The sequence below is a fragment of the Pedobacter sp. 10L46_2 genome, from assembly GCF_056395165.1.
Map to the genome: position 1 here is coordinate 1 of NZ_JBFTIZ010000434.1, position 2,631 is coordinate 2,631.

The window sequence follows — 2,631 nt, forward strand, 5'->3', positions numbered from 1 at the left end:
GTGGAGATGTATTTGTACTGGATGATGGTTGGTTCGGTAACAAGTTCCCTCGAAATAATGCCACAGCAGGTTTGGGTGATTGGCAATTTAATAAACAGAAACTAGCCAATGGCATTAGTGCTTTGGGCAAGGAGGCGACAGCAAATGGTGTAAAATTCGGTATTTGGCTGGAGCCGGAAATGGTTAATCCAAAAAGTGAACTTTATGAGAACCATCCCGATTGGATTATCAGACAACCAGAAAGAAAGGAATACTACATGCGCAATCAATTGGTTCTGGACCTTAGTAATCCAAAAGTTCAGGATTTTGTATTCAATACTGTAGATGAGGTTTTTAAGGAAGTACCCGATTTGGCTTTTATCAAATGGGACTGCAATTCACTGATCTATAATGCCAACTCCCCTACTTTAAAAAACCAGGATCATTTTTATCTGGAATATGTAAAGGGCTTGAACAGTGTACTTGAGCGAATAAGAAAAAAATATCCAAAAATACCCATGATGCTTTGCGCTGGTGGCGGTACAAGAGTAGACTATGCAGCACTAAAATATTTTACTGAATTCTGGCCAAGCGATAATACCAACCCTTTTGACCGCATTTTTATTCAGTGGGAATATTCTTATTATTTCCCTTCGGTAGCTGTTGATAATCATGTTACAGATATGGGTAAGCAGCCAATCAAATTTAAAACTGATGTAGCCATGATGGGTAAACTGGGCTATGATGTGAAGGTAAATGAGCTGGACGAGAAAGAGCTTCTGTTTAGTCAAAATGCCGTTAAAATATACAATAGCATTAAAGACATTGTGTGGCACGGGCAGCAGTACCGGCTTCAGGATCCCTATGAAAACAAAGTAGCTGCCATATCATATGTTAGTGAGACCAGAGATACAGCTATAATCTTCAATTATTATGTCTCTACGCTTTACAATGCTAAAAACGCCATTCCTATAAAGCTTAAAGGCCTTGMTCCTGACAAAATGTATAAGATTGAGGAAGTCAACCTTTACCCGGGTACAACCTCCCCAATTGATAGCCAAAGGTCTTATTCCGGAGACTTCCTTATGACTGTAGGTATTAATCCGGAAGCAGATGCAGGCCGAACCAGTGTTGTTTTAAAAGTTATGACGCTATAATATTATTAATAGATACTTGCCAGTATATTAACAATTTCATAATATAGTGTTTAATTATGCTAAACATAAGTTTAGTAATTGTGCACTCAAATAGATCGTTATTATGAAAGGAAATATCGTGGTTTTTGAGGGTGCCGGCAAAAAACTGCAGTTGCAAGAGAGAGAAATACCCACACTTAAATCGGGTGAAATATTAATCAAGAATCTTTATACCACCATTTGCGGAAGTGATCTCTATACTTTCAGTGGCATCCGAAGTGAAAAGACACCAACTGTATTGGGCCATGAGATTGTAGGTAGGATTGTTAGACTGGATGCAGATCATCCACGTATTGATCAGGCAGGTAACAAATTACTGGAGGGTGATCTGGTAACCTGGGCAATATTCTGTTCACATCCTCAACAAGAATGGCTGGATAAAGGTATGCCCCAAAAATCGGAGCATCTTTTTAAATACGGCCATGCACAGGTTCTGGAAGAAGACGCCTTTCATGGTGGTTTAAGCGAATATTGTATTTTGCGGGCTCATACATGTGTCCTTAAATTACCTAATGAATTACCCCTGCCTATTGCAGCAACCATTAATTGTGCACTGGCAACTGTGGCCGGAGCGATTAGACTGGCCGGGCCTTTGGAGAAAAAAAATGTGCTTATTACAGGTCTGGGCCTTCTGGGAAATGTTACTGCCGCAATGAGTAAGGTTGCAGGGGCTACACGGATTATTGCAGTGGATGTGAATAGTGAACGTTTACAAGGATCAAAGGCATTTGGCGCTGATTTCTCTTATAATTCTAATGATGAAACAAATTTGCCGGAGATCTTAGCTGAACACAAAATTGATGTTGTATTTGATATGAGTGGTTCGCCAGACGCGATAGAATTGGGAATTGCATCATTAAGAACCGGTGGAACTGCTATTTGGGCCGGCGCAGTTTTTAAAACCAGGAAGATTGGCATTGATGCTGAGCAAATCATAAGAAAACTGCTTACCATTAAAGGTTTGCATAACTATAATTTCGAGGACCTTCAATACGCCCTCAACTTTATAAAAGAACAGCATCTGAATTTTCCGTTTTTGGATATAGTGTCGAAAGAATTTTCTTTAACTGAGGCTCAGGAAGCCTTTGAGTATGCAATTGCACACAGACCATTGCGGGTAGGTGTAAAAATGGATCTGTAACCTCACCTTACTCAAAATCATAATGTCTTTTAGAACTAAGCAATGGAAAATGTTGCTGGTAACGACTTAAACTTTTTTATCATTTTTATGGCTAATAGAGGGGATATTTAGCATATATAATTGTAAGGCCATAACTTACATAGAATTACAAATCGTTCGAATCAGATCAATCAGATAGGTTGATCTTAGTGGAAAGGGGTTTAATTTATGTTGCTGACCTTATTATACGCATCCATGTATTCGCTAGGGGTTTTACCTTTCACACTCTTGAAAACCCGGTTAAAATTATTTACACTATTGAACCCTACCTTATAG

The 2,631-nt window shown here is 39.0% G+C and carries 3 protein-coding genes; 2 read left to right on the top strand and 1 reads right to left on the bottom strand.

The annotated features are described in order from the left end of the window. Together AC1DDX_RS26285 and AC1DDX_RS26290 are read left to right on the top strand one after the other, a co-directional pair. Positions 1–1,136: alpha-galactosidase (locus AC1DDX_RS26285; RefSeq protein WP_477622910.1), on the top strand; the 1,136-nt coding region annotated here is incomplete at its 5' end. 103 nt (positions 1,137–1,239) lie between these two features. After that, positions 1,240–2,316: a zinc-binding dehydrogenase gene (locus tag AC1DDX_RS26290; protein WP_288879301.1), complete on the top strand. Its 1,077-nt coding sequence runs from the start codon at positions 1,240–1,242 to the stop codon at positions 2,314–2,316. Positions 2,317–2,516: 200 nt separating this feature from the next. On the opposite strand, the gene AC1DDX_RS26295 is transcribed toward AC1DDX_RS26290, so the two are convergent. After that, on the bottom strand, positions 2,517–2,631 hold a 115-nt coding region (locus AC1DDX_RS26295), incomplete at its 5' end, for an AraC family transcriptional regulator (protein WP_477622911.1).